Genomic DNA, 12,956 nt, shown 5'->3' with positions numbered 1-12,956 from the left:
CCGAATGGACGCGACGCCCCTGCCCCCTCAGACCACGATCAACGGCGTGCAGTTTAACGCAACGCCCGGACAGCGGCCCCTGCGCGTCGATGGCTGCACCACGATTTGCGAGCTGTTCCAGAAACGCTGCGCCGCGTTGGGGCCGCGCACTGCGCATCGCGAAAAGGATTTCGGCATCTGGAAATCCTACTCGTGGGCCGACTACTGGCAGCACGCCAAATGGATCGGGCTCGCCTTGCGTAAGCTGGGTTTGCAGCGTGGCGAGGTCGTCTCGGTCCTGTCCGAGGACCGCAAGGAATGGGCGTGGTTCGATATGGGCATCCAATGCGTCGGGGGGATTGCCTCGGGCGTTTATACCACGGACTCGGCCAATCAGTTGAAATACCTCATTAATGACAGCGACAGCCGCTTCCTGATCGTTGAAGATGAAGAACAACTGGACAAGTTCCTTGAGGTCGAAGCCGACATGCCCGATCTGCTCAGGGTCATCATCCTTGAGGACGAAGGGCTGCACGACCTCGACCACCCCCGCTGCATGATGATCGGGGACCTCTATGCCCTGGGCCAGCAAGCCGACGATCCCGGCGTGTTCGAGGCCGAGATTGCCGTTGCCACCCCGCAGGATACCGCCCTGCTGGTCTATACCTCTGGCACGACCGGGAACCCCAAAGGCGCGATGCTGAGCCATGAAAACATCATGGCTGCCATCGAAAGCGGCGCGCATTCGCTACCCTCGCTGGCGACGGACGAACAGTTATGCTTCCTGCCGCTCTGTCATATCCTCGAACGCGATGTGTCGATCTATTACCCACTGGCGACGAAAAGCACCGTGAATTTCGCCGAGAGCCCCGAGACCGTATTTGCCAACCTGCAAGAGGTCTCACCCGCCACCTTCACCGCCGTCCCGCGCGTGTGGGAGAAGATTTATTCCCATGTCATGTATATGGCGAAAGAAGCGACACCGACCGGACGCTTCGCTTTTGCGCAGGCGCTGAAGGCGGGCATGGCACGGGCCGACTATATCCTTGCGGGCAAGCATGTGCCTGCGTTGGTCAGGCTGCGGTTCTGGCTGTGGGACCGGCTGGTCCTGCGCAATCTACGCCGCATGCTGGGGTTGGACCGGATGCGGCGCGGCGGCTCGGGGGCGGCCCCGATCTCACCAGACTTGCTACGGTGGTATTGGGCGATCGGTGTGCCCATCGTCGAAGGGTTTGGCATGACCGAAACCGCCGGGATTGCTGCGCTGAACACGCTTGAGGCCAACAAGGTCGGGACAATTGGAAAACCCGTGCCGGGCAATGACATTCGCATCTCGGAGGACGGCGAGATTCAGGTCAAAGGTCTGAACGTCTTTCAGGGCTATTGGCGCAACAATGCCAAAACGGCGGAAAGCTTCACCTGCGACGGCTGGCTGCGCACCGGGGATATGGGACATATTGACGAAGATGGCTTCGTCACCATCACGGGCCGCCTGAAAGACATCATCATCACCGCAGGCGGCAAGAACATCACGCCTGCGGAAATCGAAAGCGGGCTGAAATTCAGTCAATATATCTCGGACGCGGTGATCATCGGGGATCGCCGCAAGTATCTGACTGCGCTGGTGATGATCGATCAGGAAAACGTCGAGAAATTCGCGCAGGAACGCAAGATTCCCTTCTCGAACTTCGCATCCCTCTGCGCCGCACCGGAAGTGACCGACCTGATCGGCGCGGAAATTAACAGCGTGAACAAAGAGTTCGCGCGGGTTGAGCAAATCAAGGATTTCCGCCTGATCGATGTATTGCTGACCGCCGAAGATGAAGAACTGACCGCGACTATGAAGCTCAAGCGCGGTCCGGTGGAAAAGAAACACGCACATCTGATCGAGGATATGTACACTTAGCTAAGGGGCGACCCAAAAGGGAGGAGAATTATGAAACAATTGATTAGAGGTCTTGCCGCAGTGACGGCCGTGACGGCATCCGCCACAATCGGCTGGGCACAAACCCAGGGCGTGAGCGATGATGAGATTGTCATCGGCTCGGTCAACGACCTCAGCGGTATTTTCGCCGCCGTGGGTGTTCCGGCTACCAAGGGTGCGAACGTGGTTTTCGACCGCGTCAACGCCGAGGGCGGCGTGCACGGTCGGCAAATCCGCTTTGTCGTCGAGGACAACGGCTATCAGATGCCGCGCGCGATGCAGGGCTATAACAAGCTGCTGAACCGCGACAAGGTGTTTGCCATGATGCAATCCCTGGGCACGCCGATGAACCTTGCCGGGTTCAAGCTGCTCGACCCGAAGGGGATTCCGAATGTTGCCCCTCTGACCGCCGCGCGGCAAATGCTGCAAGAGCCGGTGAAGAACAAGTTTACCTCATTCTCGACCTATTACGATCAGGCACGTATCGGGGTGAAATATCTGAACGGTGAATTTGGCTCGCAAACCGTCTGTACCATGTATCTGCCCACCGATTTCGGTGAGGAGATTTTGGAAGGCAGCAAAGCCGGAGCCGAAGAGGCCGGCATTTCTTTTGGCACCGAGACGACCCATAAGCCCGATGAGACCGACTTCGTGGGCTCCCTGAGCAAGCTCAAGGAAGAAGGTTGTGATATTGTGACCATGGCTTTGGGCGTGCGTCAGGCGATCACGGTGGTTGGCACGGCCAAGAAAATGGGGCTGGAGGATATGAAATTCCTCGGCACTTCGGCCAGCTTCCTGACGGTCGTCGCGCAGGTGCCCGGCGGCGTCACCGACGGCTTTTACGCAGCCGCGTCTTGGCTGGACCTGTGGGCCCGCGCCGAAGAGCCGGCCCCGGCAGCGTTCATTGCGGAATACAAAGAAGCCACAGGCGAAGACCCGGTCGGTTTCTCGATGCTGGGCTATTCCGCTGCCGAGATGATGGTCAAAGCGCTTGAGGCCGCAGGCCCCGACCTGACCCATGACAGTTTCATCGCCGCGATGGAGTCGCTGGATTACATGGATGAGTTGGTCGGCAACCACATCACCTATGGACCGGACGACCATCAAGGCGCGGATACCGTGTTCGTCAGCGTGGTCGACAACGGTGCTTGGAAACTGGTCTACGAAGAATAGGCCAAAGAAAAAGGGCTCGCAGATGCGAGCCCTTTCCAATTCGGTTGTCCGTAGCGATTAACGCTTCGAGAACTGGAACGAACGACGCGCTTTGCGCTTACCGTATTTCTTACGTTCCACAACGCGGCTGTCACGGGTCAGGAAGCCAGCGGCTTTAAGCGCGCCACGCAGATTCGGATCGTACAGCTGCAGCGCTTTTGAGATGCCGTGCTTGACCGCACCGGCCTGACCGGTCAGGCCACCGCCTTTGACGGTCGCAACAACGTCGAACTCGCCTTCCACACCAGCAACCTGAAACGGCTGGCGCAGGATTAGCTGCAGAACGGGACGTGCGAAATAGGTGTCCTGATCCTTGCCGTTCACGGTGACCTTGCCGGAACCCGGCTTGATCCAAACGCGGGCAACGGCGTCTTTACGCTTGCCGGTGGCGTAGGAACGGCCCAGTTCGTCACGTACGGGTTCACGTACGATGACTTCTTCGGCCACGGTTTCAACGCCTGCGACGGCGCTCAGCTCTTCGAGAGTATTGATCTGATCAGCCATCGGTCATTAGCTCCGGGTGTTTTTCTTGTTCATGGACTTCACGTCCAGAACTTCGGGCGCTTGCGCCTCATGGGGATGCTCGTCACCGGCGTAAACGCGCAGGTTGGTCATCTGCTTGCGCGCAAGACGGTTGCCCGGCAGCATGCGCTTGACGGCCTGAACGACAACGCGCTCGGGGTGTGCGCCTTCCAGGATCTGCTGTTTGGTGCGCGACTTGATGCCGCCCGGGTGGCCTGTGTGCCAGTAGTAGTTCTCTTCGCGCTTCTTGCCGGTCATCTGGATTTTGTCAGCGTTGATCACGATGACATTGTCGCCCATGTCCATGTTCGGGGTGAACGACGCTTTGTGCTTGCCACGCAGACGCATGGCGACGATCGAGGCAAGACGGCCCAGAACAACGCCCTCAGCGTCGATCAGGATCCATTTCTTGTCGATGTCTGCAGGTGTTGCAGAAAAGGTTTTCATGGCAGGATAGTCCTGTTTGATGTGAAAGACCGCCCCCTTACGGAGCGGCCCGAATTCGATGGACGGGTTTTATGAGGTGCGCACGCGCAGGTCAAGCACGCAAATATACATTTATATCCGCAATAACAATTGGTTATAAAATAGGTATTATTTTACCCCAATCTTTTCCCACTCTGTTTTCGGCAAAACCCACCGCATCCACATCGCATCGCCATTCCCCAGATCGCGCGGTCGGGTGTCAACATGGTGGGCGCCCAGCTTCGCGGTGGCCTTCTGCGAGCGGATATTCGACGGGTCGATGTGAAACCAGACCTCATCCCGGTCCTGAAACGCATGGTTCAGCATCAAGGTCTTCACGGCCTTGTTGCTGGCCCCGCCCCAGTGGTCCCGAACAAGGAAACTGTAGCCGATCGCGATCCCGCCGGGCGTCTCGGGCGGTTCATAAAACCTTGAACATCCAACCACCCGACCGCCTGTTTCGCGGATGGTGACGGCACCCCCGGCCCCTAACAGGAACTCAAAATACGGACCAAAGACCGCCCTTTCATGTCGCGTCTTCGCTGGGTGCCCGGCCCAGATCAAAGGATCGCTGGCGGCCGCGTAAAGCGGCTCAAAATCGGCCTCGGCCATGGGCACGATCACAAACCCATCGCCGCGCAATTCGGGAATATGCATCGGGAACTCCTCTCAGACCGAAATCTGTTCCGGCGGATTGTCCAGCAACCCGCGCAACCGTAACATCGCATCCTCGAACTGCGACAGCGAGATATGCCCGTTCACAGCAATGCGCACCGCGTTCGGTGCGCGACCGTCGCGCAGGGCGAACTCGTCGGCCGAGCGCAGTTGAATCCCCTCCCGCTCAGCCGCGCGGCTAAAGGCGGCGGCGCGCCAGCCCGATGGCAGGCTGAGCCAAAGAAAGGGGATCTCGGCGTCCCAGTTCAGTTCGAACCCGCCCAGAGCGTTCACAGCCACGCGGACATATTCGCTCATCTTTGCGCGCACGTCCGAGGCCAGTTGCCGAGCCGACGGGTGGCTCAGCATTAGCCGGGTCAACTCCGCCAGCGGCTGCGCCAGCCCGAAGTAGCCATATTCGGCAGACCGGCGCAGATCGACGCTGCGCTCTTTCGGGGCGATGGCAAAGCCCACGCGCAATGCAGGCGTCAGCGTTTTCGAGATCGAGGACACGTGCCAGCCCCTCTCGGGCGCCAGCGCGCGATAGCTGGGGGCGCGGGCGTCGCCCATGCGATAACAATCATCCTCGATAATCTGCAGATCGTATCTTCGCGCGACCTCGACCACTTCCTTGCGGCGCTCTAGCGGCGTATGCCCTCCGGTGGGATTCTGCACCTCGGGCGAGACGCAGATGGCTTGCGCCTGCGTCTGCCGCAAGATGTGATCCAACGCCTCGGCACTGATCCCCCATTTGTCCATCTTAACGCCCACAACGTCGGCCCGCATCAACTCTCCGGCCCGGCGGAAGCCGGCATAGGACAGGTCCTCGACCAGAACCACAGGTTTGACGCCGCTGAGGATGGTTTGAAACACGACACACAGCCCGCTCTGTCCGCCATGGGTCAGCACGACGTCGTCTGCCGTGACCGCGCCCAGAGGCAGGTCGGACAGCCAGTCCACCACAACCTGTCGAACGGGTTGATAGGCGTCGCGGGTCGGATAGTTCATAAACATCCGCGGATCGCCCTGTGCGATCTGCTTCAGACATTCGCGGATCAGCGCGACCTGCCCCACATCCGGCAGGCGTGGGCTGAACAGGCTGACATTGGTGTCGTATTTGTCGTCCCGCAGATGCAATTGTCGCGACCAGACATCATCCAGTAGCGGTGACCGGGGCGGCGCGACGAATGTACCACGCCCTACCTCGGCTTGTAGCAAGCCTTCATCCGTCAGAATCGTATAGGCCCGCGCGACGGTTCCGGGCGTAATCTGTAACCGATACGCAAGTTCCCGCACCGGAGGCAGCTTCACCCCGACCTCCAGCGTTTTGTTTTCTATCGCTTTTCGGATTGTGTCAGCAACCAGAGTGTATTTCGGCCCCTTCGCTTTGGGTAAGGACTCCGGCCAAATTGTATCCATTACAATTCTTCCTTTGATTTCGACACAATGATAAATGTATCAACTCAATATACCGAGCATTATTACTTTGTGTCAATACAATTTGAAAGGATACCCACGATGACACGCGCAATGCACACCCCCGCCCTTATGCTGCTGAACGACAGCCCCCGGCTGCCGCTGATCGCCGCGCTGGCCGTGCGGTTTGCGGCCGTGATCACACAATGGGAGCGCCGCCGCCGCAGCCGCGTCAACCTGGGCAAGCTGGATGACCGGCTGCTGCGGGATGTTGGCCTGACGCGCCATCAGGCGGACACCGAAACCAGCCGCTATTTCTGGATGAACTAGGTTATCCCCAGTCCCGCTTCACGGGACCTCTTCCTGGCCGGGGCTTGTCCCCGGCCTTTTTTATCCAAATGATGCCGCGGCCGACCCTTCGGGAGGTATGGAATAGGTAAGGCTGGCCCGTGCGACGGGCTTGTCCGAGCCTTCCGAATACATCAGCACATCGCCTACCGCCAGACTCCGACCCAGCTTCAGCAACCTGCATTCCGCAATCATATCCCTGTCGCCCTCGGGTTTGCGCAGAAAGTCCATCGAGCTGCTTGTGGTGACTGCAAGCGATTGCCGCCCCTTGCGGGCCAGAACCATCGCATAGACGCACACATCGGCCAGCCCGAACATGGACGGCCCCGAGACCGTTCCGCCGGGCCGCAGATGCCGATCCGCGACCCGCAATCGCATTGTAATACCGGTGTCTGAAAGACCCTCAATCACGAAATCTTCGTGAACCTGCGGAAACACCTGCGCCAGATAATCCGTCAGCTCATCTTTGTTGAGTGCTAATGACATGCTTCCCCTCTTTGCCCTGCGCCCCTAGAGTTGGCCCAACAGCCAGCAGGAGGGCAAGATGGCAATTCTGGAACGTAACGACACAGGCGCCATCGCGCGGCTAACCATGAACGCCCCCGAGCGCCTGAATGCGCTCAGCGACGAGATGCTGGCGGCTTTGCAGACCGAACTGGATGCGCTGCGCGAGGATCGGTCGATTCGGGTTGTTATCCTGTCCGGCGCGGGCAAGGCGTTTTGCGCCGGGCACGATCTGAAGCAGATGACGCAAGGGCGGCAATCTGAGGATGGTGGTTTGGGCTATTTTCAAGACCTGTTCGACCGCTGCGCCAGAATGATGATGTCTATTCAATCCCTGCCCCAGCCGGTGATCGCACAAGCCCACGGAATTGCCACCGCCGCGGGCTGTCAGTTGGTTGCCACCTGCGATCTGGCTGTGGCCGCCGAGGGCACCCGGTTTGGCGTGAACGGCGTGAATATCGGTCTGTTCTGTTCAACCCCCATGGTGGCGCTCAGCCGAAACATCCCGCGCAAACAAGCGTTTGAGATGCTCACGACAGGTGACTTCATAAGCGCCGACCGCGCGGCCGAGCTGGGCCTGATCAACCGCGTTGTGCCCGCGGATCAGTTGGATCGGGAAACAGACGCCTTGGCCGAGAAGCTGGCGGCCAAGCTGGGGGCGGCGGTGAAGATCGGGAAAGAGGCCTTCTATCAACAGCTTCCGATGTCCACCGAACAGGCTTATGCCTATGCCGCCGACGCAATGGCACAGAATATGATGCATCGTGATACCGAAGAAGGCATAACCGCATTTATCGAGAAACGTCCGCCCAATTGGCAGCAGTAACGCGATTATTTTATGCATTTTTGCCTACTGTTCGCATTTTTGCACTTTTCAAAAGGGCAACACTGTGGCAATGCTGGGTCAAGGCTAAGGCCTGGATACACTTTTGGGTCGCCGTGGGCGGAAGGTCCCTCCAAGCTGGTTTCTCTCACCGGCGTTGACATTCCCGCAGCGGCGACCCCAAGACTCCCCTGAATATCCGCATATGATACTGTGCATTGCGCAGGGCGTCGCTGTGCCCTATGTGGCAGCCCATGACAGAGACATTGCATATCGTGGGCGGCGGCATGGCCGGGTCCGAGGCCGCATGGCAGGCGGCAGAGATGGGTGTGGACGTGGTGATCCACGAAATGCGCCCTCAGGTCGGGACGTTTGCGCATCAAACCGGCAATCTGGCCGAGATGGTGTGCTCGAACTCGTTCCGCTCGGACGATGATGAGCAGAACGCGGTGGGCCTGCTGCATTGGGAAATGCGCGCGGCGGGCGGGCTGATCATGACCACGGCCGATGCGCATCGTCTGCCCGCTGGAGGGGCGCTGGCGGTAGACCGTGATCCGTTTGCGGAAACGGTGACGGCTAGGCTGCACGCCCATCCACGTGTTTCGGTCACCGGGGAAGAGGTTACAACTCTGCCCACCGCTGGCCACTGGATTTTCGCCACCGGCCCCCTGACTTCGGCCGCGTTGGGCGACGCCATCCGAGCGGAAACCGGGGCTGAGGCGCTGGCCTTCTTCGACGCCATTGCCCCGATCGTCTATGCCGACAGCATCGACATGAGCCAAGCTTGGATGCAGTCCCGCTATGACAAGGGCGAGACCGAGGAAGAACGCACCGCCTACCTGAACTGCCCCATGGACCGCGATCAGTATGAGGCATTCATCGACGCCCTGTTGGCCGCTGACAAGACCGAGTTCCACAAGGGCGAGACCGCCGGGTATTTCGACGGCTGCCTGCCGATCGAGGTTATGGCCGAGCGTGGCCGCGAAACCTTGCGCCATGGCCCGATGAAGCCTGTGGGTCTAACCAACCCGCATCAGCCGGACGTAAAACCTCATGCGGTGGTCCAGTTGCGCCGCGACAACGCTCTGGGCACGTTGTTCAACATCGTGGGCTTTCAGACCAAGATGAAATACGGCGCGCAAACCGATGTTTTCCGTATGATTCCGGGATTGGAGAATGCCAGCTTTGCACGACTTGGCGGCATTCATCGCAACACGTTCATCAATTCTCCGACCCTGCTGGATGCGCAAATGCGACTGAAGTCCCGACCCAATACCCGTTTTGCCGGTCAGATCACCGGCGTTGAGGGCTATGTGGAAAGCGCCGCGATGGGGTTGCTCGCAGGCCGCCTGGCTGCCGCCGAGATCCTCGGTCGCACCCTGCCCGATGTTCCGCAGGACAGCGCCATGGGCGCGCTGATTCACCACATCACCGGCGGGGCCGAGGCAAAGACCTTTCAGCCGATGAACGTAAATTTCGGCCTGTTTCGCCCCGTTGACGGCCTCAAGGGCGGTCGTCGGGGCCGCAAGGATCGTTATAAAGCCTATACCGACCGCGCCAAGGCTGCGTGGTCGGACTGGCTGACGCATTGCTGACTGGACGCCGCCCCACACCTCTGCCTAACATGGCTCCATGAGCGACAAGTTTCTTAAAAACACCTACGATCTGAACACGCCGCAGGAAACCCGCGATCACTATCAGAAATGGGCCGCCTCATACGAGGCAGAGGTTGCCGAGCACGGATACGTCACCCCGGGCCGCGTTGCGGCCGCGCTCAGGTCGTTTGTCTTGAACGAGCAGGAGCCCATTCTGGACTATGGTTGCGGCACCGAGCTGTCGGGTCTGGCCCTGCATCAAGCAGGGTTTCAGGTGATTGACGGCATGGACCCTACACCCAAGATGCTGGAAGAAGCCCGTGCCAAGGGGGTCTATCGCACTCTCATCAGTTTTGAGATCACCGACCCCAACCCCATCGAACCTGAAAGCTACAGCGCGATCGCTGCGATTGGCGTCATCGGAGCTGGTGCCGCACCGCCGGAAACCTTCGACATGCTGATGAAAGTCCTGCCGCGCGGCGGCTACCTTGCGTTTTCCTTCAACGACCACACGCTTGCCGATCCTGCCTATACCGGACGGCTCAACGACTGGCTGGACATGGGTCACGCCAGACTGCTGCTCCGCGAATATGGGCCGCATCTGCCTGGCATGAACATGAACTCCGACGTTTATGTCGTTGAAAAAACGTGACCCTCACAACCCGATTTGCACCATCCCCAACTGGCCCGCTGCACCTTGGACATGCCTATTCCGCCCTGCTCGCCCATGACATGACCCGCGCTGCAGGCGGGCTGTTCCTGCTGCGCATCGAGGATATCGACCAGTCCCGATCGCGCCCGAAATGGGAGGACCAGATCTACGACGATCTCAGCTGGCTGGGCCTGAGATGGCCGCAACCCGTGCTGCGCCAATCCGCCAGGCTGCCCAATTACCGCGAAGCGCTGGACAAGCTGGCCCAGATGGGGCTGGTCTACCCATGTAAATGCAACCGGGCCGATATCGAAGCCGCCGCCGGAGCCCCGCAGGAAGGCGTGCCGCAGTTCGGCCCCGACGGTCGCATCTACCCCGGAACCTGCCGCCAACGGCCGCTCTCTGACGCGGGACCGCAAGATGTTCTGCGCCTGAATATGCTCAAGGCCATCGACACTACTGCGCTGAGGGCGTTTCACGAGACTGGCCCAGGCCAGTCCGGCTCCCACCAGCTCTGCCCTGAAAACCTGCGCGACTCTGTCGGGGATATCATCCTTGCACGTCGGAACATGGGCAGTTCCTATCACCTTTCGGTGGTTGTCGACGATGCCGATCAGAACATCACCCACGTCGTCCGGGGCGAGGACCTGTTCGACGCCACTCAGATCCACGTTCTGCTTCAGGGATTGCTCGGCCTCCCCACCCCGACGTATCACCACCATGCGCTGATCCGCGACGAGACCGGCAAACGACTGGCCAAACGCGATGATGCCCGCGCCATCGCGCTCTACCGCCAACAGGGCGCTTCGGCAAAGGACATCAGAATGCTGGTTGGTCTATGACCCAGGGCTTCATCTTTTCACAAATACTCTCGCCGAAGGCATGGCGCCGCAGGCGGCATTCACGCCATTGGCGACATTAGCTCGACCTCGGCCCCATCACGCACCGCCGTATAGAAACAGCTGCGCCGGTTGGTGTGACACGCTGGCCCGGTCTGTCGCACGACCACCAACAGACAATCCCGATCACAGTCGACACGGAAATCCACCAGCTCCTGCACATGACCCGAACTTTCGCCCTTGACCCAGAACGCCTGGCGCGACCGGGACCAATAGGTCACGCGACCAGTTTCCAGCGTACGCGCGACGGCCTCGGCGTTCATCCACGCCATCATCAGAACCTCGCCCGAGCCCTCATCCTGTGCAATCGCCGGCACCAGCCCCGCATCGTTGAATTTCAGCGTCGACGGATCGAACGAGACTGTCTGTGTCATGGCAAAAACCTTTTGCATCCCGGAACATGGCCACTATGTATGGGGAACAGTCCAAGAGGGAAAGCCATGAGCGGCGAAACCGACCTGATCAAGCTTTATTCGGGGCGCATTCTGGCGCTGGCCGCTGATATTCCCCATCTCGACCGGCTGGAGAAGCCGGACGCCACCGTCAAGAAACGCGCGCCGCTCTGCGGATCGACCGTCACCGTCGATGTCAGGCTCGAGGACGGGCGGGTCGCTGCGTTCGGGCAGGATGTGAAGGCCTGCGCACTGGGCCAGGCCTCGGCCTCGGTGGTCGGCAGCGCTGTTATTGGTGCAACCCGGGCGCAGGTCGAAACCGCCCGCGATCAACTGTCGACGATGCTGAAGAAAGACGGCCCCGCCCCGGACGCACCGTTTGACGGGCTTGAAGTGCTGATGCCCGCGCGCGAGTACAAAAACCGGCACGCGTCGATCCTGCTGGCGCTTGAGGCGACGGCCGAGGCGATGGAGCAGGCCGAACAGGCCAACTGCGCCTGAGCGTGGCGTTTTTCCACAAAGCCGTGTAATCTCTGCCGAAATCAGGGGGAGAGACCGGCGTGGACAAGTTGCTCGAACATTTCGTGACGCTTTGGGTTGTCATCGACCCGATCGGTACGATCCCCGTTTTTATCGCCGTCACTGCCGGTATCGCTGCCACGGCCCGCCGCCGTACTGCCTTGCTGGCAGCGCTGGTCAGCGCGGGCATTCTGCTGTTCTTCCTCGTCTGCGGACAGCTGGTGATCGAGGCACTGGACATCGGCCTCAACTCTTTCCAGGTCGCGGGCGGGATAATTCTTTTCCTTTTCGCGCTGACCATGATCTTTGGCGAAAGCAAACAAGAGATCGAACAGCGCGAGGCGCAGGACGATCTGCACGACAAGATGCACAAAACCAACCCCGCGATTTTTCCGCTGGCGGTGCCGTCGCTGGCCTCGCCCGGGGCGATGCTGGCAATTGTCGTGTTGACAGACAATAACCGTTACAGCGTGGTGGATCAGGGCATAACAGCGCTGGTCATGCTGGTTGTTGTCGCTATCGCCTTCGTGCTGATGCTGTTGGCCGAACCCATCATTCGTCTGATCGGCCATTCAGGCGCCGCGATCATTAGTCGTATCATGGGCATGATCCTAGCCTCAGTCGCGGTGAATTCGGTGCTGTCTGCGATGCTTGAAATTATCAAAACCGGGCAACTATAAAAAAAGCCGCCGCTCCTTCCGGGCGGAAAGGGCGGCGGCAGGTTGTGCGTGTCTCATGTAGGGTCCGGATTTCCGCGCGGGGCCGAGGCTGGCCCCTTCAAGGGGTTTGGGACAGGCAGGTCACCCTTGACTAAGATGGGGAAACAAGCGCGGCTTTATCGGCATGAGATCGCAGGCAGAAAAGCTTAAAATCCTGTCGGCAGGTGAAGGGCAACCACCAGCATGACCACCAACGAAACCGCACCCACAGCATCCTGCAAAATCGTTGCTTGCGAACGGCTGAAAGCGGTCTTGATCTGGGTCAGCATGGTCTTACCTCCGGTCAGGGTTTAATCTTTTGTTGACCTTTTGTTCTCATATTTACGTGAGTCG

At 59.7% G+C, this 12,956-nt stretch carries 15 protein-coding genes and 1 pseudogene; 9 read left to right on the top strand and 7 right to left on the bottom strand.

Annotated elements, in window-relative coordinates:
* Positions 1-4 precede the first annotated feature (4 nt).
* Both ACR0J1_RS02575 and ACR0J1_RS02570 read left to right on the top strand, forming a co-directional pair.
* A complete protein-coding gene (locus ACR0J1_RS02575; protein ID WP_480729641.1) occupies positions 5-1,885 on the top strand; it encodes an AMP-dependent synthetase/ligase in 1,881 nt (626 codons plus the stop codon).
* 30 nt (positions 1,886-1,915) lie between these two features.
* Positions 1,916-3,076: an ABC transporter substrate-binding protein gene (locus ACR0J1_RS02570; RefSeq protein WP_480729642.1), complete on the top strand. Its 1,161-nt coding sequence runs from the start codon at positions 1,916-1,918 to the stop codon at positions 3,074-3,076.
* A gap of 57 nt (positions 3,077-3,133) precedes the next feature.
* Here ACR0J1_RS02570 and rpsI read toward each other — a convergent pair whose 3' ends face one another.
* The 4 genes from rpsI to ACR0J1_RS02550 form a co-directional block, all read right to left on the bottom strand.
* A complete protein-coding gene (rpsI, locus tag ACR0J1_RS02565; RefSeq protein WP_480729643.1) occupies positions 3,134-3,619 on the bottom strand; it encodes a 30S ribosomal protein S9 in 486 nt (161 codons plus the stop codon).
* A 6-nt stretch (positions 3,620-3,625) separates the two neighbouring features.
* Positions 3,626-4,084, bottom strand: a complete 459-nt coding sequence (rplM, locus tag ACR0J1_RS02560; RefSeq protein ID WP_480729645.1) for a 50S ribosomal protein L13 — start codon at positions 4,082-4,084, stop codon at positions 3,626-3,628.
* A gap of 147 nt (positions 4,085-4,231) precedes the next feature.
* Positions 4,232-4,759, bottom strand: coding sequence for a GNAT family N-acetyltransferase (locus ACR0J1_RS02555; RefSeq protein WP_480729647.1), 528 nt, complete (start codon positions 4,757-4,759; stop codon positions 4,232-4,234).
* A gap of 12 nt (positions 4,760-4,771) precedes the next feature.
* Positions 4,772-6,175: an aminotransferase-like domain-containing protein gene (locus tag ACR0J1_RS02550; RefSeq protein ID WP_480729648.1), complete on the bottom strand. Its 1,404-nt coding sequence runs from the start codon at positions 6,173-6,175 to the stop codon at positions 4,772-4,774.
* A gap of 99 nt (positions 6,176-6,274) precedes the next feature.
* Between ACR0J1_RS02550 and ACR0J1_RS02545 the strand changes: the two genes are divergently transcribed.
* Positions 6,275-6,502: a DUF1127 domain-containing protein gene (locus ACR0J1_RS02545; RefSeq protein ID WP_480729650.1), complete on the top strand. Its 228-nt coding sequence runs from the start codon at positions 6,275-6,277 to the stop codon at positions 6,500-6,502.
* Positions 6,503-6,562: 60 nt separating this feature from the next.
* Here ACR0J1_RS02545 and ACR0J1_RS02540 read toward each other — a convergent pair whose 3' ends face one another.
* Entirely contained in the window at positions 6,563-7,006 is a 444-nt protein-coding gene (locus ACR0J1_RS02540; protein ID WP_480729652.1) for a PaaI family thioesterase, read from the bottom strand.
* A 49-nt stretch (positions 7,007-7,055) separates the two neighbouring features.
* On the opposite strand from ACR0J1_RS02540, the pseudogene ACR0J1_RS02535 reads away from it, so the two are divergent.
* From ACR0J1_RS02535 to gluQRS, 4 genes and pseudogenes are all read left to right on the top strand, one after another.
* Positions 7,056-7,850: pseudogene (locus ACR0J1_RS02535) on the top strand (enoyl-CoA hydratase); the annotation flags it as partial.
* A 251-nt stretch (positions 7,851-8,101) separates the two neighbouring features.
* Positions 8,102-9,442: a methylenetetrahydrofolate--tRNA-(uracil(54)-C(5))-methyltransferase (FADH(2)-oxidizing) TrmFO gene (gene trmFO / locus ACR0J1_RS02530; protein ID WP_480729654.1), complete on the top strand. Its 1,341-nt coding sequence runs from the start codon at positions 8,102-8,104 to the stop codon at positions 9,440-9,442.
* A gap of 37 nt (positions 9,443-9,479) precedes the next feature.
* A complete protein-coding gene (locus tag ACR0J1_RS02525) occupies positions 9,480-10,094 on the top strand; it encodes a class I SAM-dependent DNA methyltransferase (protein WP_480729656.1) in 615 nt (204 codons plus the stop codon).
* Entirely contained in the window at positions 10,091-10,936 is an 846-nt protein-coding gene (gluQRS, locus tag ACR0J1_RS02520; RefSeq protein ID WP_480729658.1) for a tRNA glutamyl-Q(34) synthetase GluQRS, read from the top strand. The genes ACR0J1_RS02525 and gluQRS overlap by 4 nt, the downstream gene beginning before the upstream one ends.
* A gap of 59 nt (positions 10,937-10,995) precedes the next feature.
* On the opposite strand, the gene hisI is transcribed toward gluQRS, so the two are convergent.
* Positions 10,996-11,385: a phosphoribosyl-AMP cyclohydrolase gene (hisI, locus tag ACR0J1_RS02515; protein ID WP_480729659.1), complete on the bottom strand. Its 390-nt coding sequence runs from the start codon at positions 11,383-11,385 to the stop codon at positions 10,996-10,998.
* Positions 11,386-11,433: 48 nt separating this feature from the next.
* Between hisI and ACR0J1_RS02510 the strand changes: the two genes are divergently transcribed.
* Together ACR0J1_RS02510 and ACR0J1_RS02505 are read left to right on the top strand one after the other, a co-directional pair.
* Complete coding sequence (locus ACR0J1_RS02510; RefSeq protein WP_480729661.1) at positions 11,434-11,886, top strand: iron-sulfur cluster assembly scaffold protein; 453 nt, start codon at positions 11,434-11,436, stop codon at positions 11,884-11,886.
* Between the two features lie 59 nt (positions 11,887-11,945).
* Positions 11,946-12,584: a MarC family protein gene (locus ACR0J1_RS02505; protein WP_480729663.1), complete on the top strand. Its 639-nt coding sequence runs from the start codon at positions 11,946-11,948 to the stop codon at positions 12,582-12,584.
* Positions 12,585-12,769: 185 nt separating this feature from the next.
* On the opposite strand, the gene ACR0J1_RS02500 is transcribed toward ACR0J1_RS02505, so the two are convergent.
* A complete protein-coding gene (locus ACR0J1_RS02500; protein WP_480529074.1) occupies positions 12,770-12,892 on the bottom strand; it encodes a hypothetical protein in 123 nt (40 codons plus the stop codon).
* Positions 12,893-12,956 lie beyond the last annotated feature (64 nt).

The sequence above is a fragment of the Ruegeria sp. CJ3 genome (assembly GCF_056536725.1).
Note: the sequence above shows the minus strand (reverse complement) of the source record. Positions and strands in the feature narration are given on the sequence as shown.

Bases quoted from the DNA above. Each gene is read 5' to 3' on its own strand.
- ACR0J1_RS02575 (WP_480729641.1), top strand. From the start codon at position 5: ATGGACGCGACGCCCCTGCCCCCTCAGACCACGATCAACGGCGTGCAG.
- ACR0J1_RS02570 (WP_480729642.1), top strand. From the start codon at position 1,916: ATGAAACAATTGATTAGAGGTCTTGCCGCAGTGACGGCCGTGACGGCA.
- rpsI (WP_480729643.1), bottom strand. From the start codon at position 3,619: ATGGCTGATCAGATCAATACTCTCGAAGAGCTGAGCGCCGTCGCAGGC.
- rplM (WP_480729645.1), bottom strand. From the start codon at position 4,084: ATGAAAACCTTTTCTGCAACACCTGCAGACATCGACAAGAAATGGATC.
- ACR0J1_RS02555 (WP_480729647.1), bottom strand. From the start codon at position 4,759: ATGCATATTCCCGAATTGCGCGGCGATGGGTTTGTGATCGTGCCCATG.
- ACR0J1_RS02550 (WP_480729648.1), bottom strand. From the start codon at position 6,175: ATGGATACAATTTGGCCGGAGTCCTTACCCAAAGCGAAGGGGCCGAAA.
- ACR0J1_RS02545 (WP_480729650.1), top strand. From the start codon at position 6,275: ATGACACGCGCAATGCACACCCCCGCCCTTATGCTGCTGAACGACAGC.
- ACR0J1_RS02540 (WP_480729652.1), bottom strand. From the start codon at position 7,006: ATGTCATTAGCACTCAACAAAGATGAGCTGACGGATTATCTGGCGCAG.
- trmFO (WP_480729654.1), top strand. From the start codon at position 8,102: ATGACAGAGACATTGCATATCGTGGGCGGCGGCATGGCCGGGTCCGAG.
- ACR0J1_RS02525 (WP_480729656.1), top strand. From the start codon at position 9,480: ATGAGCGACAAGTTTCTTAAAAACACCTACGATCTGAACACGCCGCAG.
- hisI (WP_480729659.1), bottom strand. From the start codon at position 11,385: ATGCAAAAGGTTTTTGCCATGACACAGACAGTCTCGTTCGATCCGTCG.
- ACR0J1_RS02510 (WP_480729661.1), top strand. From the start codon at position 11,434: ATGAGCGGCGAAACCGACCTGATCAAGCTTTATTCGGGGCGCATTCTG.
- ACR0J1_RS02500 (WP_480529074.1), bottom strand. From the start codon at position 12,892: ATGCTGACCCAGATCAAGACCGCTTTCAGCCGTTCGCAAGCAACGATT.